Origin of the sequence: Synechococcus sp. MIT S9504 (assembly GCF_047497135.1) — a bacterium.
Taxonomy (GTDB): domain Bacteria; phylum Cyanobacteriota; class Cyanobacteriia; order PCC-6307; family Cyanobiaceae; genus Synechococcus_C.
This window is the reverse complement of record NZ_CP138942.1, coordinates 13,295-31,866: the sequence shown is the minus strand read 5'-3', so window position 1 is coordinate 31,866 and position 18,572 is coordinate 13,295. Positions and strand designations below refer to the sequence as shown.

Genomic DNA, 18,572 nt, shown 5'->3' with positions numbered 1-18,572 from the left:
CGGGCGCATTATGACGGTGTTCTCGCTCTCAAAGGCTCAACTTGAGCAAGAATCGTCTGACCGGGAATCGACGCCTTGGGCGGACCTCTGAAACAGGATCTGTTCAGCCATCACGGGGAAGCCGCTCGGCTACGGCAAGCACCGCTCGCCGATCGTCTGCGGCCCCGCAATCTCGATGAATTCGTTGGGCAGGGAGCAATCCTTGCGGAGGGCCGCTTGCTGCGCCGAGCCATCTCAGCGGATCGTGTCGGAAATCTGATTCTGCATGGCCCACCCGGGGTCGGAAAGACCACCTTGGCGAGGATTATCGCCAATCACACAAGAGCCCATTTCAGTTCTCTCAATGCCGTGCTTGCCGGTGTGAAGGACTTGCGCTCTGAGGTGAACGATGCCCGTCAACGCCTCGAACGCCATGGGCTCCGCACCATCCTGTTTATCGATGAGGTGCATCGCTTCAACAGTGCCCAGCAGGATGCATTGCTGCCCTGGGTGGAGAACGGCACACTCAGCCTGATCGGTGCCACCACCGAAAACCCCTTTTTCGAAGTCAACAAGGCACTGGTCAGTCGGTCCAGGTTGTTTCGTCTGCAGAGCCTGGATCCTGAAGACCTCAGTCGTTTGCTGCAGACAGCGCTGCAAGACAAGGAACGTGGCTATGGCGACCGCGATGTTGAAATCAGCGCTGAGGCCTCTGCCCATCTCGTCAATGTGGCAGGAGGTGACGCCCGCAGCCTGCTCAATGCGCTCGAGCTCGCCGTGGAGAGCACCCCTGAAAATCACCTGGGTGTGATTGAAATCGACCTGGGCATCGCTGAGGAATCCATCCAGCAGCGCGCCGTGCTCTACGACAAGCAGGGTGATGCGCACTTCGACACGATCAGCGCATTCATCAAATCCCTGAGGGGCTCGGATGCCGACGCTGCACTGTTCTGGCTGGCACGGATGATCGAAGCCGGTGAAAACCCACGCTTCATTTTCCGGCGCATGCTGATCGCGGCCGGGGAAGACGTGGGACTTGCGGACCCTCAGGCTGTGGTGGTGGTCGAAGCCTGCGCCGCGGCCTTTGAGCGCATCGGACTTCCAGAGGGACTGTATCCACTTGCCCAGGCAGCTCTCTATCTGGCCTGCACCGAAAAAAGCAACAGCACCAGCGGCATGTTCGAAGCGCTGCGGCAGGTTCGTGAAGCACAGCGCCAGGAGGTACCTGCCCACCTGCGCGACGCCAACCGCGATGGCGATGCCTTCGGTGACGGCAAGGGCTATCGCTACCCCCATGCTTTTCGTGAACACTGGGTGGCACAGCAGTACTTACCCAGTGCCCTTCAGGGTGAAGCCTTCTGGTCACCGAGTCGTCAGGGCTGGGAAGGACAACGTCGCGAACGGATGCTGGAACGTCGTGCCGCTCAGCTGGCAGCCTCAGCGGAGGCGGTCGACGAACACCCGCTGTTGGTGAGCAGCGGACCGGAACAACCTCAGCTGGAGCGCTGGCTGCAACGGCAACTGTCCGTGGATGGTGAACGCCTGCAGGAGCTGCGACAGAGACTCTGGTCAGACCTCCCATGGCAGCGCACGGATCGGGTGCTGATCCTGGGCGGTCGGTCGCTGCTCTGGTCGCTCGATCCCCTTGGAGCCGTGGCCGAAGGTGGTCTCACAATTCTCTGTTCATCCTCAAGCGAACAACTACGGCTGGACGCGCAGTTGCAGTTGCTTGATCCACTCAATCAACCGGCCGTCCTGAGCGATGCGGCTGAACTGGAGTTGCTGAGCCCTGACCACCAGTTCGAAGTGGTGGGCGGGCGACTGAATCAGGCCGATCTCAACGCCCCTGACCTTGAGAGGTTCTGGGCCCTGGTGAGCGCCCGCTCAAGAAGTGGTGCTCAGCTGAGGTTGTTGCTCAGTGAACCCCAACTCGGACCGGCAGGGGGGCTGCTGGAACTGCTCAAGCGCGAAAAGGCGGAAACCAAACCGAGGTCACCGCTGCAAACCCTGGCCGCACTGGAATCCAACTGGCTGAGTCAGTCGGAACAGCGTCAAATGCTGCTGAGTCAGCTTGAGCGCAGCGGTTGGGTGACGACCCAGAGCAGCTGGCAGGAAGCGCTGAGGCTCTCCGTTGAGACGAGTCTGATCGAACGATGGCTAGGAGAAAACCGCCCCTACCGCAGGGCTCTTGAAAAAACCGGAGAAGCGAGTGAAAACGCTCTGTCTGAGCTGCGTCATGAGCTGATGAAGCAACGCGGCAAACATCTTCCCCAGAGTCTTCGCCACTGGCGAATCGAAGGTCGACTGACCTGATCAGCTTCCATCAAAGACTTTCATCAAAAAAGCCCCGGCGATGCCGGAGCTTGATGAACAAGGTTGATGACGTTGATGAACCCGTGAGGGTTCTCGACAATCACCAGAGGCCGCGGACGGGAGCAGCAGCAGGTGCGGGCTCAGCGGGAAGGATCTGGTTGGCCTGCACACATGCGGGCAGGAACACATACCAGGAGAGAAGGGATGTGGACTGGGGCTCGTCGAGACCTTCCTTACAGACGTTCTGAGCGCCGTCAGAAGTGCCGTTGTCGTTGAGACGGAAGTCAACGGGAAGCTGGCGCATGATGCCTGCAGAGGAGATTTCTCCATCGGCAGCGTCAAGGATGATGGCGGAGCGAAGAGCGACCACAGCGGTCTTTTTCTTCTGCCAGTAAGGGAAGTAGCTGCGGGTCTGGTCGTCCAGGAACTTCACGCCATCGGCGGAATACAGGAAGCGAGAAACACCAACCAGGTCTACGTCGTAGCTCTTGGTCATGCCCTCTTGGATTTCATCAGCAGTCCAACCGGAGTTGTTGATACCTGCTTGAAGGGCACGGTCAGTGATTTCGCCATCGTTGAAGAACTTGGCGAAAGCTGATGCTTTGGTGGTCCAGACAGCACCACCGGACACCCAGCGCACAGGGCGCTTGGTGCCAGCTTCAGCGGCGACAGCCAGAGTGGAAATGGAAGCGGCGGCGAGAGCGCCGGCTGCAAAACGGGTGAACACGGACGGCGAGAGAAGACGTCTCTTTAATCCTATCGGTAGGAAAAAGAGTTGCCAACAGAATCAGCACATGAAAAGCGCAAATGAGGACAAATCCACCTCACAAGAACCAAGCGAACAAGACTCGTGATTCTCAATGGATGCATGGATCTCGTGGTGAAGCATTGCCGTTGATTCGGTTGCTGAGTGAAATCCATCCCCCAAAACATTGACATCCATTGAGCTCAAGATTGTTCACGCTGAGCAAAGCAGACAATCCTGCAGAAATGTCTGCTCAGCAACGACAACTCCAAAACGCCAGTCCCCTTGAGACCGCAACTGTGCAGCGACCTTGAGATTCAACCCACGGTGCAGGGCGCCACAAAAGCTGGAGCTCACCTCCCAGCAGCAGAGGTCCTGTGCCAGAGAGCCTCGCTGCCACTTGATCGCAGCTTCTTTGACCAGCCACCGATCCAGTACCTGCTGTCGCAGCTGATCGCCCTCCAGTGCCGTCAGCTCACATTGCTCAGTCTCAGTGAAGAAGCGACGCATCAATGCGGCTGCCGCACGGAGCTTTCGGTCGGCACGCTCCAGATCAACGCCGATGGGCTGCTGAGACCAACCCATCAGACAGGCGTCAGCACAGTGGCTGAGGCTCACATAACCCCATGCGTCCAACAGCCGTGGCGGAGCACCCGGTGGAGCGTCTAGCGGCACCTGCAGAGGGTCAGCCGCATGCAGCGCGGCCAGACAACTGCGCATCCAACCACGCGAAGCCAGGTACTGCTGGCGGCGGGACGCCGTCAGCCCTGCGGCCCAGGCACGCTCCTGCTCGCTCACAACCAGCTCTCCGGCTGAAGCCTCTGGGCCGATCTGCTGCATCCACAACGCAGTTACGCTGCCGCCGACAGTCCGGCTATCCATGACTCTGCAGATCGGCGATCCCGCCCCTGACTTCACACTTCCAGATGAGAATGGTGAGCCTCTCACGCTTTCATCTCTGAAAGGGCAGCGAGTGGTGATCTATTTCTATCCGAAGGACGCAACCCCCGGCTGTACCAAGGAAGCGTGCAACTTCCGGGACCGCTGGAGCGACCTCAAGGCCCATGGCATCAGGGTGCTGGGAATCAGCAAGGACAACGCCGCATCCCACACCCGCTTCATCGCCAAGCAGGAACTTCCCTTCACCCTGCTCACCGACGAGGAACCATGCGCCGTGGCCAGCAGCTACGAGAGCTACGGCCTGAAGAAATTCATGGGCCGCGAGTTCATGGGCATGATGCGTCACACCTTTGTGGTGGATGCTGAAGGCAAGCTTGAATTGATTTACAGGAAGGTCAAAGCCGATTCAATGGCCGATCAAGTGCTGAGCGATCTGGGGCTGGGCTGACCAGTTTCACCAGTGACTGCATCACAAGATCAGGGGCATGATTCACTTCAAGCCCCTGGCTCAGCAAAGGCTGCACCAGCAGCGGAGCATCACCGCCGCAGAGCCAGAGCGGAGAGGGGTCGAGTTCCTGGGCTCGGATGATCAGACCGACGAGACTTTCGATCACTCCCCGGCGCATCGCCTCGCACGGCTTCCTCGGGAACGGGGTTCCAGCACTCGGATCCTGCATCTGGTCGCCAGGGTCTGTCAGCGCCTGAGTACCTGCCGCCATGGCCTGCAACTGCAGCCTCAATCCAGCTGCAAGCCAGCCACCGTTGAATCCACCCTCTCCGCTGACCCGCGTCAGGCTGAGCACGGTGCCGGCATCAACAACCATCAGGGAGCCAACCTGGTCTGACTGAATCCAGGCTCCCCATCCCGCCAGCGCCCTGTCGATGCCAAGCCATGGCGGCACATTTCGCAGCGGAATCGCATCAAGGCCGAGACAGCGATCTGGGATGAGCATGGAATGATCAGGCACAGGTCCAACTGCCGCCCAAGCACAAAGCGGCGGATCACAAGCCAAGAGAGACAGCTGAGGCTGGGAATGGCTGTAGCTCCAGGCACCGCTCCGAATTCGCTCGGCCCAGTGCCAGCGACTGTTACCGATCAGCAGACAGCGCTGCTCAGACCGCATGGTCAGATGCCATCACCCATGACTCCGGGCACATGGATGCCACACTCCTGACGCTGTCCTCCGAAGCGGGTGCTGCGGCCCTCGGACTCAACACCGTCAGGAGCACTGGAATGCCAGTCTCCCACGGTGGAATAACCCTGATCGAACAGCGGGTGCTGAGGCAGATCATGCTCCTGCATGTAATAGAAGACATCGCGCTTGGTCCACCCCAGCAAGGGACGAAGAGACAAACGATCACGGATCGGATCAAGCACCGTCATGGTGTTGCGCAGCTCTGTCTGACCGCGGCGTACACCACTGGCCCAGCAGCTGACGTTCAGCCCACTCAGCGCTTCCTCCAGAGGCTCCACCTTGCGGAGGCGCAGATACAGATCCATATCCTCCTCCCGATCACTCTCCCAGAGCCTTCCATGGACTGCTTCCATACGCGCGGGAGACACGGCGGACTGGGTCACAACAAGTCTGGTGCCCAGTCGTGCACTGAGTGTGTTGGCGTAGCGATAGGTCTCCGCAGGCAGATAACCCGTATCCACCCAGATCACAGGCACAGACTCCGCTCCGGAGAGGCGACTGAGCATGTGCAGCAACACTGACGACTGGATGCCAAAACTGGTGGTCATCGCGAAGCCGGAACCGAAACGATTCAACGCCCACTGCAGACGTTGCGGCGGCGACATCGGGTCCAGCTCTGCTCGCAGCATGTCAAGACCGGCAGCGGCCGTGCCCGAATCCACACCAGCAGCGGTGCCGATCATGCCTTTGGTGCCCTGGCTCATGCACCCCATCCTCCAATGCCGAGGTGACCACAGGTCTGCCTATGGTTTCAACACGCTCCAGAGAATGCCTTGACTCCCCCTGCCAGCGGGCAAGTTCAACCGATCGTGGTGATCGGTGGTGGATTCGCCGGATTGTCATCGGCGCTTGCCTTCAGCCGCCTGCATCCACGACCACCGGTTGTGCTGATTGAACCTCGTGATCGCTTTGTCTTCGTTCCACTGCTCTACGAATTGATGAGCGGGGAACTGAAGGGATGGGAGGTTGCCCCCGACTACGCATCCTTGCTGCAGGGGCGTGGAATCAGTCATCTGCAGGACCGCGCGAGCTCGATCGACCTTGATGCCCGCAGCGTCACTACAGCCTCGGGCCGCGCCCTGCAATACAGCCAGCTGGTGTTGGCAACGGGCGCGCAACCCGAGGATTTCGGCATTCCAGGAGTTCGCGACAACGCACTGAACTTCCACACCCTGTCTGATCTGCAACCTCTGCAGGAGCGATTGCAGGAGCTGCGACGGCGCCCATCAGGCACAAGCAACCTCGTGATTGCTGGGGCAGGAGCCACAGGGGTTGAACTGGCATGCAAGCTCATGGACCTGCTCAACGGTGCCGCCACGGTGCAAGTGGTTGAGCTCGGTGATCAGATCCTGCCCAGATCGAAAGCCTTCAACAGGGAGCAGGCCGAGATCTCCCTGAAGAAGCGTGGTGTGACCATTCACCTCAACACCCGAGTCGACTCGGTGTCAGCAACGTCCGTGTCGCTGAGCGGACCGCAGGGCTCGTATCAGCAGAACCACGATGGATTGATATGGACGGCAGGCAGTCGCCCCACAATTCCGGACATCTCTCCCAAGCTGGAGCTCCATCAAGGTCGACTGCCAGTCAGCGAATCATTGCGTCTGAAGGCCTACCCGGATGTACTGGCTCTCGGAGATATCGCCGTCAATCCCAAAGCAGATGAGCTTTCCGGCTGGCCTCATTCAGCTCAGGCGGCCATTCAGCAGGGTCAGTTTGCCGCGAAAGAGCTGAAGGCAAAGCTGCAAGGCAGGGATGCAAACACGTTTGTGTTCAAGGACCTCGGCGAAATGCTCAGCCTCGGCATTGGCGATGCCTCAATCACCGGCCTCGGCCTGACCCTCTCGGGGCCTCTGGCCTTCAAGCTGCGCCGACTGACCTACCTGACGCGATTGCCAGGGCTTTCGCTGGGGCTTCGCGCAGCCGGAGCCTGGCTGGTTGGTCCTTGAAACAGGCTCACCTGGCAGGCAGAACCAGGGGGCTGCGTCCTTCACAGCTCAAGCAGCTGGAACGCCTCAGCCATCGTCGCCACCCCGATGATTGCGGTGGTGACCTCTTCACGCTGGAACGGCTTGCCGAACTCGCTGTGCAGCTTGAGGACACGCTGCATCTGCTGATCGACGACCGTGGCGTCTGCCGCCTGCTTTGGGTTGGCCCACTCGGAGAATCCGATCGACTGGACCGCCATCTTCAGGGCGGATCCAGGCGCAGCTCGAGGCAATGGCGTCTGATCAGCGCGCTGCATGGACGCCGTTCTCCGGACCTGGTCCCTGATGGTCGCGATGCGGTGATCGCCCTGGATGTTCAGCCCCAGTCCTGGCTGCGGTATCAAGCCGTGATCGCTCGCAGTGGGATCCGTTCCGGTGCCCTCTGGCTTCCAGACCCCAAGGCCGACGCTGGCTGGAGTTGCGGGGAAGCAGGCGATCTGACGATGCTCTGCAGCAGCGAAGCCTATGCAGGGAATGACGCGCCGCATGGCGATCCGTGTCGGGCAGCGCAAGAGCACATCGCAACAACAGTGGAGCAGGTGCTGCTGCTCACTCTCACCGGCACGGACCCGGCACGGAGCGAGCGTGAACTGGCCGAACTCGAGGGGTTGACGCGCAGTGCCGGTGCCACAACAGTTGCCGTCTGCCGCCAGCGTCAGGGACAGATCAATCCTCAGACCCTCTGGGGTAAAGGCAAGCTGCAGGAGGCAGCACTGGACATCCGCAAGCACGGCGCCACGCTTGTGATCACTGACAGAGAGCTCACGCCTGTTCAAGCAAGAAACCTGGAGCGGCTGCTCGACAGTCCAGTGATGGATCGCAGCGAGCTGATCCTCGATATCTTTGCTCAACGGGCCTCCAGCGCTGCAGGCCGCCTCCAGGTCGAACTGGCCCAGCTTCGCTACAGACTGCCAAGGCTTGCAGGACGCGGATTGAGTCTGTCTCGGCAGGGGGGTGGCATCGGCACCCGCGGTCCAGGAGAAACCCAGCTTGAAAAAGACAGACGTGCGATCAGCCGACGCATCGAACACCTGGGCCGGGAATTGCGCCAGCTGGGAGCACACCGAGCCCGGCTGAGAGAGCGACGCCACGAACTTCCCGGTGTCGCGCTGGTTGGGTACACCAATGCCGGCAAGTCATCGCTGCTCAATGCGCTCTGTGACCGCGCGCCGGGAGGACCGGTCCAAGCCGAAAACATCCTGTTCGCGACCCTCGATCCCACAACACGTCGGCTCTGCTTGCCGAGGGCTGGAGCCGCTCCCCGGGAGCTGTTGATCACCGACACGGTGGGGTTCATCCGTGAACTGCCGGCTCCTCTGATGCAAGCCTTCATGGCCACGCTCGAAGAAACCCGCAATGCAGACCAGCTGCTGCTGGTGGTGGATCTCGGAGATCCCGACTGGCACGGACAACTCAAAGCCGTTCACTCCATTCTCGACGGGCTTGGCTGTGAGCAGCCCAGAAAGGTGCTGGCCAACCAGATCGACCGATGTCATGCAGGAGCCTTAGAGCGGATCCGTGAACTGGAGCCTGAAGCCCTTTACCTCTCCGCCACCATGGGAACAGGCCTGAAGGGTCTGCGAACATGGCTTGAACAGACGTTCTGGGAGTCCACACCAGAAACAGTCAGCCCACCTGTCACGGAGCCAACAGGCGCACCCCTCAATGGTTGAGCTCAGTGTCGCTCTGCAGAACGGAGACGCTCTGATCACTCTCGCTGTGCTGCTGGTCGCGGTGGCCCTGTTCATCAGCGGAGTCATGGCACCTGAACTGGTGGGCCTGCTCAGTGTTTCGCTGCTGATGATCGGTGGCGTGCTGACCCCTCTGCAGGCCCTGAGCGGCTTCGGCAGCCCTGCTCTGATCACGCTGATGGGACTGTTCGCCGTTTCAGCAGCCCTGTTCCGCAGCGGCGCGCTTGATCGACTCCGAGAACTGATTGCATCCGAACGCATCAGGACTCCCAGACGCATGGTGGGATTGCTGACCCTGGTGGTGGCACCGATCTCCGGCGTGGTGCCCAACACACCCATTGTGGCGAGCCTGCTTCCGGTGCTGGAGAGCTGGTGCCAGAAGAGAGGGATCGCGCCTTCCAGGGTGCTTCTGCCTCTTTCCTTTGCCACACTGCTGGGCGGCACGCTCACGCTGCTCGGCAGTTCCGTGAATCTGCTGGCCAGTGACGTCAGCCAGCAACTGGGCTATGGATCCCTGGATCTGTTCAGTTTCAGCGCCATCGGAGTACCGGTCTGGCTCGCCGGAGCGAGCTACATGCTGATTGCCCCTCGCGCACTGCTGCCGGACAGGAGTGAGCCTGATGATCAGCTCAGCACCAACCAGTCGCTCACTGGATACTTCACGGAAGTCAGGATCCCAGGATCTTCCTCGCTTGTCGGACAGACCCTGCGGCACAGCCGGCTGCAACGTCGCTTCGATGTGGATGTTCTCGAGCTGCAGAGAGGTGGCGAACGAATCCTTCCACCCCTGGCCGACCGCTGCATCGAGGCCGAGGACCGCTTGCTGCTGAGAGTCACACGGGCCGATCTGCTACGCCTCCAACAGGACCACACGATTCAGCTCGCCTCTGCCAGTCGTCCTGCCGCTGATCAGCTCGCCATGGTCAGTACCGAGCCGGCCTTGTTCAGCGAAGGTGCAAACGGTCAGAAGACCGTTGAGGTGCTGCTTCCAGCTGGATCCACACTGGCCGGTGCAAGCCTGCGGGAGCTGCGTTTTCGACAACGACACAACGCAACGGTGCTGGCACTCCGCCGAGGTCAGCAGACGGTTCAAGAGCGACTTGGCCAGGCCGTTCTGCGTGAAGGTGATGTGCTGCTGCTGCAAGCTCCGCTGGATGCAATCCGGGGGCTTCAGGCCAGTAACGATCTGCTGGTGCTCGACCAGCTTGAAAACGATCTACCCACCATTCGACGCAAGCCTCAGGCCATCACCATCACGGCTCTGATGCTGCTGGTGCCCACCATCACCGCCGTCCCCCTGGTTGCCGCAGTGCTCTTGGCCGTTGTGCTGCTGGTGCTGATGGGATGCCTGAGAACAGGTGAGGTGCAGCGGTCGATCAGACTGGACGTGATTCTTCTGCTCGGGTCCCTTTCCAGCTTCAGCGTCGCTCTGCAGACCAGTGGCCTGGCCAACGCCATGGCATCCGACATGGAGAGACTGCTGCTGAATTGGCCGTCTTACTGGGCGTTACTGGTCATTTTTCTCGCCACCAACCTGATCACCAGCGTGATGAGCAATGCCGCGTCGGTGGCACTGCTGGTGCCTGTGGCCACGCAGCTGGCTCCGTCTCTGAACCTTCCCCCCCAGGCTTTATTGCTCACTGTGCTGTTCGGAGCCAGCCAGTCGTTCCTCACTCCGATGGGATACCAAACCAACCTGATGGTTTTCGGACCAGGGCGTTACCGCTTTTTCGATGTAGCTCGCTATGGGGCCGGTCTCACATTGCTGATGACCTTGCTGGTTCCTGGATTGATCCTTGTCCAGGCAGGAGGCCGCTGAGCGCATGGCACTCCCTAGAGCCATTCATCGCACTCAGGCGTGGTACCGGCGCCTCACCGTGCCCCAGTTCACGGTCGTGACGGGATTGCTGGTGATCACCATCGGCACGCTGCTTCTGTCCAGCCCACTTTGCTCAAACACAAGTGTCGGACTCTGGGAAGCACTGTTCACGGCGACCTCCGCGGTCACCGTGACAGGCCTGACCGTGATCGATGTCGGCAAGGATCTCACGGTCGTCGGTCAGGGCGTTCTGGCGTTCATGATCCTGGTGGGAGGCCTCGGCCTGATGGCGATCACCACCTTCCTTCAGGGGTTCGTGGTTCGGGGCGCCTCCCTGAAGCGTCGCCTGGACCGTGGCCAGGCCCTTGATCAATTCGGCGTGGGTGGGGTCGGCGGCACGTTCAGAAGCATCGCCCTCACCGCAGCAGTACTGATCTTGATTGGAGCTTTTGTGCTCTACAGCTACGGCTTTTCAGATCTTCCTGCGGGTGGAGAAAGGCTGTGGGCATCTTTGTTTCACAGCATCTCGGCCTACAACAATGCGGGATTCGGCCTCTGGAACGACAGCCTCGAGGGCTACCGGACGAATCGGGTGGTCAACGCGGTGATCATGCTGCTGATCGTTCTGGGAGGACTGGGCTGGCGTGTCACCAGTGATCTCTGGAGCAATCGACAACGACTGAAGCGCCGCAATCTCAGTCTCCACACACGGCTGGTGCTGAGAACGTCGATTCTGCTGATCCTGATCGGCACCTTCGGACTGCTGCTGACCGAATCCCTGTCCAAGGGGCATATCCTCACGACGATGGGCTGGCCAGAACGGCTGATGAGCGCCCTGTTCGAATCCGTGAGCGCCCGCACGGCGGGATTCACCACAGTTCCGCTGTCAGAGCACAGTGTTTCCGACTCAGGACTGTTGCTGCTGATGGCCCTGATGTTCATAGGGGCCAGTCCCGGAGGGACGGGAGGCGGCATCAAGACGACCACCGTTGCAGCCCTGATGGCCGCCACCCGATCCACACTTCGCGGTCAGGATGACGTCGTCATCCGGCACCGTCAGATTCCCGACAAGGTGGTGCTCAGGGCCGTGAGCATCGTGATGGCCTCGCTGATGTTCGTTCTCGTGATGGCGCTGCTGCTCGCCCTCACCACCAACCAGAACGGAGAAGAGCCACTCACCTTCCTGGAACTGCTGTTCACCTGCATCTCCGCCTTTGCCACCGTGGGGATGGATCTGGGCGTCACTGAACAACTGGGTCGCTTTGGCCAGCTGATTCTGGTGGTGGGAATGTTTGTGGGACGGCTGGGAATCCTGCTGCTGCTGAGTGCTATCTGGGAGAGCTTCGACCGCAACCAGCTGCAGCGCCAGAATCGGATCGGTTATCCCCGCGAGGATCTCTATGTCTGAACGCAACTCGTTGGGGCTGACGCCATGAGGGACTGGTGGCACTGGTCGCCTGCTGAAGAGAGCGACCCCCGCAGCTTCGGAATCGTGGGCGTCGGACGCTTCGGCAGTGCTGTGTGCCGCCAGTTGATGCAAAGCGGCGCTGACGTGCTCGCCGTGGATCGTTCCTCGAGGGCGATCGAGGAACTCAGACAGCTTGAACCTTCCATCGAAGCCAGGGTCCTGGACTGCACTGATGAGGAATCACTGCGGGAAGCAGGCATCCTCGACATGGACACCGTGGTCGTGGCGATCAGCGAACCGATCGAAGCGAGCATCACAGCCACCCTGATCGCCAAGGACAGCGAGGGCACTCGCGTGCGCCGGGTGATTGCACGTGCCACCAGTGACCTGCACGAAAAAATGCTGAAGCGCGTTGGTGCCGACCGCGTGGTGTTTCCCTCTCGGATGCAGGGCGAGCGTCTGGGTCTTGAACTGGTGCGCCCCAATCTGATGGAGCGATTGGAGCTGGACGAGCTCAACTCGATCGAGGAGATCAAGGTGCCGGAACGCTTTGTTGGGCTCTCTCTGCGCGATCTCAATCTGCGTAAGAACTATCGAGTCAATGTGCTGGCAGCCGGGCCGGCTGCAGACCTGATGGTCAATCCACCCGCATCACACGTTCTGATGGAAGGCCACGTTCTGGTGGTGATGGGTTTGACAGATGACCTTCAGAACCTCCCCCGCACCTGATCGGAATCATGCGCGTTCTCGGGCTGATGAGCGGCACCAGTGCCGATGGAGTGGATGCCGTTCTTGCTGAGTTCAGTGGGTCATCGAGCAGTCCAAGCTGGACCCTGATTCACAGTGCTTCCTGCCCCTATCCCTCAGATCTGCGCAAGGGAATGCTGGCCATGGCCCAGGGAGAAGCTGCCCCTGCAGCGGCCATTCTGGATCTGGCTGAAGCGATCACTGAATACCAGGCAAAGGCTGCTGAAGCCTGCGATCCCGATCGTTCAGCCAGCCTCATTGGCTGCCATGGCCAAACGATCTGGCACCGCCCACCTGAAGCCGACGCGAGAGGCAAGCGCCAACGTGGAAGCAGCTGGCAGATGCTTCAGGGGCCGCTGCTCGCACACATGCTGCAGCGACCTGTTATTCACGATTTCCGTGCCGCTGACCTCGCTCTGGGTGGGCAGGGCGCCCCCTTGGTACCCATGGCCGATGCGGCTCTGATGGGCAGAATTAAGGGCTGGCGGGCGCTGTTGAATCTCGGTGGCATCGCCAACATCACCCTGATTCCGCCGTCACACGGTCCAGACCGGCAACGACCCGTGCTCGGCTGGGACTGCGGTCCAGCCAACAGCCTGATCGACCTGGCGATGGCCGCCTTCAGCGATGGGCAGGAGCGCTGTGACAGGGATGGAGGCATGGCTGCACGCGGACAGGTGATGGATGAGCAGCTGAGGAGCTGGCTGAGTGAGCCCTATTTCCTGAAGAGAGCACCGAAGTCGACCGGACGCGAACTGTTTGGTCGCAAGGATCTGGAACGGAGGCTCAGCGAGCTGCAACAGGCCTGCCCCGAGGACCAGATGGCCACACTCACAGCCTTCACAGCTGCAGTGGTGGCTCAGGATCTGCAGCAGGTACGCCATCTCGGCCTTCCCCTGCCGACGGAGATGGTGGTGGCCGGAGGAGGCCGCCGCAACACAACGCTGATGCGGGAATTGCAATCGCGTTGCCATGGCCTCAGAGTGCGTCCCAGCGACGAACTGAATCTTCCCTGCGAGGCGCGCGAAGCCCTGGTGTTCGCGCTGCTGGCCTGGTGGCATCACCGCAATCATCCCGGCAATGCACCTTCCATCACTGGGGCAGAACACAGCTGTGTTCTGGGGGTGCGCGCCGAACCGGCCTGAACCCTGTCAGCCACTCCGCAGGTCACTCAGATCAGCCAGGGCGATGCAGCCGCAACCGTCGAGGAGCTCCGCGGAGTCGACGAGGCTGCTGAGCCTCGAGAGCTGAGCGCATTCGCTCTGTGGATGTGGGAGCTGACACCACTGAGGAACCGGCCTGTTCCAGACGCTGAACCCCCTGCTGGATCAACACTTTGGCCATGTTGCTGACGGTACGGCACTCCTGTTCAGCAAGGGCTGTCAGCCGATGACAGAGATCTTCAGGCAAAACCACCTGAATCCGCGGCGATTTCGGCTTCCCGCTGGATGAGGTTTGGCGGGTCGCCACGAACCATGAGGCAGAGGTACTTAAAAGTGTACAGAGATGCGCAAGGGTAGTATCCAGCACTATGATGTGGTCACCCCGTTCCCTGACACGCGGCTCATCACCTCAGGACTGCACATCAACGATTCCGCCAGGACTGCCATGCCACGTACAACCAGCCAGGCCTCCAGCACTCGCCAGTCAGCCCCGCGCAATCGAAGGGCTGCCGGTTCACGACGATCTCGCCGTGCGTCTGATAACAGCGATGTACTGGTCTCGGCAGTGATCAGTTCCTACCTGCTCACGCACCTGCACCATGTGCTGCAGCGAGCTGAATACGGAGCTGTGCAGGAAGGCAGGATGTCCCAGGCCGCTAACTACGCCCAACTGCGCAAGGTTCTCTGCGCGGATGCACGCAGCATGGAAGATGCTTCCGCATCAGGCCTCAAGGAAGCCGACCTGGACCAGGCCGCTTAAGAGAGAGCGCGCCCATGGCTGCACAGGATGGCCACAGATAGGGTTGACGCAGATGGTGGTGCGCCATGAGCAATGCAGCAGAGCTCTACACCAAGATCGAGCAGGATCGAGAATTAACACGCGCCCTGTTCAGACAGGCTCTTCAGAATCCTGGAGGAGCCATTCAGGCCATCTGTCAGGTGGGGGAGCAGATGAACCTCCCGGTGACCCATGACGAGGTCAAGGCTTTCATCAACAGCCTTGATGACGAGCTCAGCAAGCAGTGGCTGGTCAAAGCGAGGGGCGGTCTTTGATCAACCGGCTGGATTGGCTGGGTGAAACCGGCACAGGCAGACGCTCCCTGCTGCCACCTCCACCGGCCCAGCTGAAGAACAACCAGTAACTCACCAGAGCCAGCCCTGCTGCCACCACAAGGGCGGCGACTTGCTCCAGCCTTCGCATCAACGCAGCTTCTCTCTTTGAGCACAGTCTGCCCACACCCCGACACGAGATGATGGGGTTTCTCCGCGTCTTCGCCGGTGCTGCGACTTGAGCACGTCAGCAAGATCTATCCCACTGGGGAAGTGCTCCGGGACGTCACCTGGGAGATCAAACCCGGCGATCGCATTGGCCTGGTCGGTGTCAACGGCGCAGGCAAATCGACTCAGATGCGCTTGATCGCGGGCCATGAAGAGCCGACCAGCGGCGCGGTCGTTCGCCAGGGGGAACCACGAATCGCATTCCTGCAACAGGAATTCGACGTGGACCTCAACCGCTCGGTGCGGCAGGAGCTCTTCCAAGCCTTTGGAGAAGCCGCCACTGTGCTGAACCGCCAGCGCGAAGTCGAAGAGGCGATGGGCTCTGACCAAGCAGCTGAAGATCCCGATCATCTCGATGAGCTGATTCACGAGTTGGGACAGCTGCAGAACCGATTCGAAGCCCTGCATGGCTACGAACTGGATGCCCGCATTGACAAGCTGCTGCCCACCATCGGCTTCACGCCGGAGAGTGCCGAATGCATGGTCGGAGACTATTCGGGCGGATGGCAGATGCGCATCGCCCTGGGCAAGATTCTTCTTCAGGAACCTGATCTGCTGCTGCTTGATGAGCCGACCAACCACCTGGATGTGGAAACCATCCAGTGGCTCGAGGGCTACCTGCAGGAGCAGACAGCAGCCCTTGTGGTGATCAGTCACGATCGAACCTTTCTCGATCGCGTCTGCAACCAGATTGTTGCCACCGAAAGGGGGATTTCCAGAAGTTATCTCGGCAATTACACCGCGCATCTGGAACAGAAGCAGCTGGAGCAGGAGGCGACGCAGGCGGCCTTCGACCGTCAGCAGAAGGAGATCGCCACCCAGCAGGCCTACATCGATCGATTCAGAGCAAGTGCCACGCGAAGCACCCAGGCCAAGAGCAGGGAAAAACAACTCGAGAAGGTGGAACTGGTTAACGCTCCGATCGAAAGCGTTGCCGGACCGAGTTTCCGGTTTCCTGAAGCACCCCGATCCGGTGCCCGGGTGGCTTTGATGGAGAATCTCACCCATAGCTACGGCGACCAAATCCTCTTCCTGGGAGCGGAACTGGAGGTTGAGCGCGGTGATCGCATTGCCTTTGTTGGGCCGAACGGAGCCGGAAAGTCCACGCTTCTGCGACTGATCATGGGAATGGAGTCACCAGACGAGGGCTCGGCTCGGCTGGGTGAACACAATGTGATCGCGCGTTATTTCGAACAAAACCAGGCAGAGGCTCTGGACCTGGGCAAAACCGTGATTGACACGATGTTTGAAGCGGTACCGGACTGGACGCAGACCCAGGTGCGCTCACTGCTGGGCAGCTTCTGCTTCAGCAACGACACCGTGTTCAAAGAGGTCGGCAAGCTGAGCGGCGGCGAGAAGGCACGTCTTGCATTGGCCCTGATGCTGCTCACACCGTGCAATCTCCTGGTGTTGGACGAGCCCACCAACCATCTTGATATCCCAGCCAAGCAAATGCTGGAAGACGCTCTCTGCGCCTACGAGGGAGCGGCACTGCTTGTTTCTCACGACCGGTATTTCATCTCCCGTGTCGCCAATCGCATCGTTGAACTGCGGGATGGAGAACTGGTGCTTTACCGAGGCGACTACTCCTACTACGTCGAAAAGAAAGCCGAAGAGAAGGAGGCCGCCGAAGCCGCACTCCGCCAGGCGCAACAGGACGCGAAGAGAAAGGCCAAGCGCCAGAAACAGAAAGAACGGGACGCGAAACGGAGAAGTGCGGCTTGAAACCAATACGGTGGCGTGCAAGACGAAACTTCACGAACAGTTAGGCAGGAAGACTTATTTCCCTTTACCCGCTCGAAACGTGTGCATAGGCTGACATCACCGATCCCGGCACTCGATGAGAAACCATGAAACTCAGTCCGCCGGTATCAATAGCGTCAATCTGAGCAGCCCCAATCCAGCAGGCGACCATGAGCAGACATGGGATGCCGTTGAGACCTACTTCGAGTGCATTACCACATGCTCTCTGGATGATGGTGAATGCATCACACGCTGCGTTGAGCAACTGAAGGATGCAGATGACACCTGACCCAGATCAGGGCATCTTCAGAGCGCTCATTTCAACGGGCCTCACCGTCACTGGCAGTTGCCTTCCCTGGCGCTGCACGCTGAGCACCAGAGGCTGACCAACACCGCTGCGATCAATGGCTGTCACCACCTCAGCTGGATTGCGCACCGGCTGGCCGGCCACTGACACGATGACATCATTGATCTGAAGGCCGGCCAGAGCGCCCGGACCACCGGGCATCACCGAGCGGACAACGGCGCCGGGGGGCACCGTTCCGCCAGGCTTTGATGCAGGAATCGTCGAGAGACCAATCCCGACCATGGGGTGACTCGCTCGTCCCTGGTTCACCAGCTGCGAGGCGATCGTTCTAGCCCTGTTGATCGGGATGGCAAATCCGAGGCCGGCTCCGGGGCCTGAGCGCACCAATGTGTTGATCCCCACCACCTCACCGACGGAATTCAGCAAAGGGCCACCGGAGTTCCCGGGGTTGATTGCCGCATCGGTCTGAATCAGATCCAGGCGTTTGCCCTGGATTCCGAGCTGGGAGACGTTCCTATTGAGGTTGCTCACGATTCCCAGGGTGACGGTGTTTTCAAGCCCGAAAGGATTACCCACCGCAATGGCCCAGTCACCAACTCGCAGTCGATCCGAATCGCCAAGAGGAGCGGTTGGCCAGAGATCTCCTCCCTGGAGCTTCACGACCGCCAGATCGGTCACCGAGTCCTGGCCGACAACCTGGCCGGAAACTCGTCTCCCATCAGGCAATCCCACCATCACCCGATCTGTGTTCTCAACAACATGGGCGTTGGTCAGCACCAGTCCCTGGTCATCGAAGATCACACCACTGCCCTGACCACGTTCCACGCGAGCCCTCGGAGCAGCGGAGCCCCGCAAACCGAAGAAGCGCTGAAAGAACGGATCCATCAGCAGTCCATCTGGTAAGCCTGATCCACCAGCTGTCCGCACGGTTCGCTGCGTTTCCAGCGTGACCACCGCAGGGCCGCTTTTGGCCACCGCCGCCGCCACAAAGGATTGAGCCGACAGACCGGCTGAGGCTGAGACCTGAGCTGCCGCCACAACACTCCTCTGTGGCAAGACCAGACCCACTGGCGCCACGAGCGACAGCCCCATCATAAGAGGCAGGACCCGGCGACTGACACGTGTAACCGGAGCAGGCTCCTTAACAGAAATGAACGGTGCCACAGCCATGGAGAGGGCGACGACGAATTGCGAGAAACCGACCTTAATCAGGGCAATCCACCGCGGATAGGGGGAATCACCGTTGATTCCATGACCAGATGCAACCAACAGTGCGCCCTGAACGAGCACAACTGGGC

19 protein-coding genes are annotated in these 18,572 nt (G+C 60.3%); 12 read left to right on the top strand and 7 right to left on the bottom strand.

Annotation, left to right across the window (positions count from 1 at the left end):
• Positions 1-87 precede the first annotated feature (87 nt).
• Positions 88-2,292 carry an AAA family ATPase gene (locus SIB58_RS00170; RefSeq protein ID WP_067327497.1) on the top strand — a complete coding sequence of 735 codons (2,205 nt, stop codon included), beginning with the start codon at positions 88-90 and terminating at the stop codon, positions 2,290-2,292.
• A gap of 100 nt (positions 2,293-2,392) precedes the next feature.
• Here SIB58_RS00170 and SIB58_RS00165 read toward each other — a convergent pair whose 3' ends face one another.
• Both SIB58_RS00165 and SIB58_RS00160 read right to left on the bottom strand, forming a co-directional pair.
• Complete coding sequence (locus SIB58_RS00165) at positions 2,393-3,019, bottom strand: alpha/beta hydrolase (protein WP_066911912.1); 627 nt, start codon at positions 3,017-3,019, stop codon at positions 2,393-2,395.
• Positions 3,020-3,250: 231 nt separating this feature from the next.
• The gene (locus SIB58_RS00160; RefSeq protein WP_067327487.1) at positions 3,251-3,919 is read right to left on the bottom strand and encodes a 4'-phosphopantetheinyl transferase family protein; all 669 of its coding nucleotides are present in this window, start codon (positions 3,917-3,919) and stop codon (positions 3,251-3,253) included.
• On the opposite strand from SIB58_RS00160, the gene bcp reads away from it, so the two are divergent.
• Complete coding sequence (gene bcp / locus SIB58_RS00155; RefSeq protein ID WP_066911906.1) at positions 3,918-4,385, top strand: thioredoxin-dependent thiol peroxidase; 468 nt, start codon at positions 3,918-3,920, stop codon at positions 4,383-4,385. The genes SIB58_RS00160 and bcp overlap by 2 nt on opposite strands.
• Here bcp and SIB58_RS00150 read toward each other — a convergent pair.
• Together SIB58_RS00150 and SIB58_RS00145 are read right to left on the bottom strand one after the other, a co-directional pair.
• A complete protein-coding gene (locus SIB58_RS00150) occupies positions 4,333-5,061 on the bottom strand; it encodes a type III pantothenate kinase (RefSeq protein ID WP_067327485.1) in 729 nt (242 codons plus the stop codon). The genes bcp and SIB58_RS00150 overlap by 53 nt on opposite strands.
• 2 nt (positions 5,062-5,063) lie before the next feature.
• The gene (locus SIB58_RS00145; protein WP_082823455.1) at positions 5,064-5,837 is read right to left on the bottom strand and encodes a phosphoadenylyl-sulfate reductase; all 774 of its coding nucleotides are present in this window, start codon (positions 5,835-5,837) and stop codon (positions 5,064-5,066) included.
• Positions 5,838-5,906: 69 nt separating this feature from the next.
• On the opposite strand from SIB58_RS00145, the gene SIB58_RS00140 reads away from it, so the two are divergent.
• The 6 genes from SIB58_RS00140 to SIB58_RS00115 are packed head-to-tail and all read left to right on the top strand — an operon-like array spanning position 5,907 to position 13,928.
• Positions 5,907-7,079 carry an NAD(P)/FAD-dependent oxidoreductase gene (locus SIB58_RS00140; protein WP_067327480.1) on the top strand — a complete coding sequence of 391 codons (1,173 nt, stop codon included), beginning with the start codon at positions 5,907-5,909 and terminating at the stop codon, positions 7,077-7,079.
• On the top strand, positions 7,076-8,791 hold the full coding sequence (gene hflX, locus SIB58_RS00135; RefSeq protein WP_067327477.1) for a GTPase HflX: 1,716 nt from the start codon (positions 7,076-7,078) through the stop codon (positions 8,789-8,791). The genes SIB58_RS00140 and hflX overlap by 4 nt, the downstream gene beginning before the upstream one ends.
• Positions 8,784-10,628, top strand: coding sequence for an SLC13 family permease (locus SIB58_RS00130; RefSeq protein WP_067327474.1), 1,845 nt, complete (start codon positions 8,784-8,786; stop codon positions 10,626-10,628). The genes hflX and SIB58_RS00130 overlap by 8 nt, the downstream gene beginning before the upstream one ends.
• A gap of 4 nt (positions 10,629-10,632) precedes the next feature.
• Positions 10,633-12,036: a TrkH family potassium uptake protein gene (locus SIB58_RS00125; RefSeq protein ID WP_066911936.1), complete on the top strand. Its 1,404-nt coding sequence runs from the start codon at positions 10,633-10,635 to the stop codon at positions 12,034-12,036.
• A 24-nt stretch (positions 12,037-12,060) separates the two neighbouring features.
• Positions 12,061-12,765: a potassium channel family protein gene (locus SIB58_RS00120; protein WP_066911893.1), complete on the top strand. Its 705-nt coding sequence runs from the start codon at positions 12,061-12,063 to the stop codon at positions 12,763-12,765.
• An 8-nt stretch (positions 12,766-12,773) separates the two neighbouring features.
• Positions 12,774-13,928, top strand: a complete 1,155-nt coding sequence (locus tag SIB58_RS00115) for an anhydro-N-acetylmuramic acid kinase (protein WP_066911890.1) — start codon at positions 12,774-12,776, stop codon at positions 13,926-13,928.
• Between the two features lie 31 nt (positions 13,929-13,959).
• Here the strand turns inward: SIB58_RS00115 and SIB58_RS00110 are convergent, their stop codons facing one another.
• Positions 13,960-14,253 carry a ribbon-helix-helix domain-containing protein gene (locus tag SIB58_RS00110; protein ID WP_066911887.1) on the bottom strand — a complete coding sequence of 98 codons (294 nt, stop codon included), beginning with the start codon at positions 14,251-14,253 and terminating at the stop codon, positions 13,960-13,962.
• 138 nt (positions 14,254-14,391) lie between these two features.
• On the opposite strand from SIB58_RS00110, the gene SIB58_RS00105 reads away from it, so the two are divergent.
• Together SIB58_RS00105 and SIB58_RS00100 are read left to right on the top strand one after the other, a co-directional pair.
• Positions 14,392-14,706 carry a hypothetical protein gene (locus SIB58_RS00105; RefSeq protein WP_066911933.1) on the top strand — a complete coding sequence of 105 codons (315 nt, stop codon included), beginning with the start codon at positions 14,392-14,394 and terminating at the stop codon, positions 14,704-14,706.
• 65 nt (positions 14,707-14,771) lie between these two features.
• Entirely contained in the window at positions 14,772-14,999 is a 228-nt protein-coding gene (locus SIB58_RS00100; RefSeq protein ID WP_066911884.1) for a hypothetical protein, read from the top strand.
• Here the strand turns inward: SIB58_RS00100 and SIB58_RS00095 are convergent.
• A complete protein-coding gene (locus tag SIB58_RS00095; protein WP_186538845.1) occupies positions 14,977-15,147 on the bottom strand; it encodes a hypothetical protein in 171 nt (56 codons plus the stop codon). The two genes, SIB58_RS00100 and SIB58_RS00095, sit on opposite strands and share 23 nt — an antisense overlap.
• A 77-nt stretch (positions 15,148-15,224) precedes the next feature.
• Between SIB58_RS00095 and SIB58_RS00090 the strand changes: the two genes are divergently transcribed.
• Positions 15,225-16,949, top strand: a complete 1,725-nt coding sequence (locus SIB58_RS00090) for an ABC-F family ATP-binding cassette domain-containing protein (protein WP_066911883.1) — start codon at positions 15,225-15,227, stop codon at positions 16,947-16,949.
• Between the two features lie 115 nt (positions 16,950-17,064).
• The gene (locus SIB58_RS00085) at positions 17,065-17,256 is read left to right on the top strand and encodes a hypothetical protein (protein ID WP_066911882.1); all 192 of its coding nucleotides are present in this window, start codon (positions 17,065-17,067) and stop codon (positions 17,254-17,256) included.
• A 6-nt stretch (positions 17,257-17,262) separates the two neighbouring features.
• On the opposite strand, the gene SIB58_RS00080 is transcribed toward SIB58_RS00085, so the two are convergent.
• Entirely contained in the window at positions 17,263-18,366 is a 1,104-nt protein-coding gene (locus tag SIB58_RS00080) for a trypsin-like peptidase domain-containing protein (RefSeq protein WP_369813460.1), read from the bottom strand.
• Positions 18,367-18,572: the final 206 nt, after the last annotated feature.

Excerpts from the sequence above, each read along its gene's own strand:
- bcp (WP_066911906.1), top strand. The coding sequence starts at position 3,918 with ATGACTCTGCAGATCGGCGATCCCGCCCCTGACTTCACACTTCCAGAT.
- SIB58_RS00160 (WP_067327487.1), bottom strand. The coding sequence starts at position 3,919 with ATGGATAGCCGGACTGTCGGCGGCAGCGTAACTGCGTTGTGGATGCAG.
- SIB58_RS00150 (WP_067327485.1), bottom strand. The coding sequence starts at position 5,061 with ATGCGGTCTGAGCAGCGCTGTCTGCTGATCGGTAACAGTCGCTGGCAC.
- SIB58_RS00145 (WP_082823455.1), bottom strand. The coding sequence starts at position 5,837 with ATGAGCCAGGGCACCAAAGGCATGATCGGCACCGCTGCTGGTGTGGAT.
- SIB58_RS00130 (WP_067327474.1), top strand. The coding sequence starts at position 8,784 with ATGGTTGAGCTCAGTGTCGCTCTGCAGAACGGAGACGCTCTGATCACT.
- SIB58_RS00125 (WP_066911936.1), top strand. The coding sequence starts at position 10,633 with ATGGCACTCCCTAGAGCCATTCATCGCACTCAGGCGTGGTACCGGCGC.
- SIB58_RS00120 (WP_066911893.1), top strand. The coding sequence starts at position 12,061 with ATGAGGGACTGGTGGCACTGGTCGCCTGCTGAAGAGAGCGACCCCCGC.
- SIB58_RS00115 (WP_066911890.1), top strand. The coding sequence starts at position 12,774 with ATGCGCGTTCTCGGGCTGATGAGCGGCACCAGTGCCGATGGAGTGGAT.
- SIB58_RS00105 (WP_066911933.1), top strand. The coding sequence starts at position 14,392 with ATGCCACGTACAACCAGCCAGGCCTCCAGCACTCGCCAGTCAGCCCCG.
- SIB58_RS00100 (WP_066911884.1), top strand. The coding sequence starts at position 14,772 with ATGAGCAATGCAGCAGAGCTCTACACCAAGATCGAGCAGGATCGAGAA.
- SIB58_RS00095 (WP_186538845.1), bottom strand. The coding sequence starts at position 15,147 with ATGCGAAGGCTGGAGCAAGTCGCCGCCCTTGTGGTGGCAGCAGGGCTG.
- SIB58_RS00085 (WP_066911882.1), top strand. The coding sequence starts at position 17,065 with ATGAGAAACCATGAAACTCAGTCCGCCGGTATCAATAGCGTCAATCTG.
- SIB58_RS00080 (WP_369813460.1), bottom strand. The coding sequence starts at position 18,366 with ATGGGGCTGTCGCTCGTGGCGCCAGTGGGTCTGGTCTTGCCACAGAGG.